The sequence below is a fragment of the Winogradskyella ouciana genome (assembly GCF_009709615.1).
GTDB classification, from domain to species: domain Bacteria; phylum Bacteroidota; class Bacteroidia; order Flavobacteriales; family Flavobacteriaceae; genus Winogradskyella; species Winogradskyella ouciana.
Genome location: NZ_WJYA01000109.1, coordinates 1 through 271 on the forward strand (window position 1 = coordinate 1; position 271 = coordinate 271).

Genomic DNA, 271 nt, shown 5'->3' on the forward strand with positions numbered 1-271 from the left:
GCCGGGCTCTCGCTCCCGGCCGTTTGCGCGCTGCTGGCCACGCCGCCGGACCGGGCCCGTGCGCATCTGCACGAGCTGGTGACGACCGGCGCACTGGAGCGGACGGCCGCCGGGCGCTACCGCTACGCCGGCGACCTCGGGGCCGTCGCCCGGGGCCTCGCCGAGGCCGAACTGCCCCGCGAGCGGCGCGAGGCCGCGCTGTCCCGGCTGCTGGACTTCTCCCTCGCCACCGGGCGCCGCCTGCACGACGCCCGGTACCCGGGGGAGTGGT

General features: G+C 79.3%; 1 protein-coding gene. It reads left to right on the forward strand.

Annotated features, from left to right (window positions below; translation table 11 throughout):
• Positions 1 to 271, forward strand: a 271-nt coding sequence (locus F1003_RS18730) for a hypothetical protein (RefSeq protein WP_162307009.1), incomplete at both ends; no start/stop codon positions are given.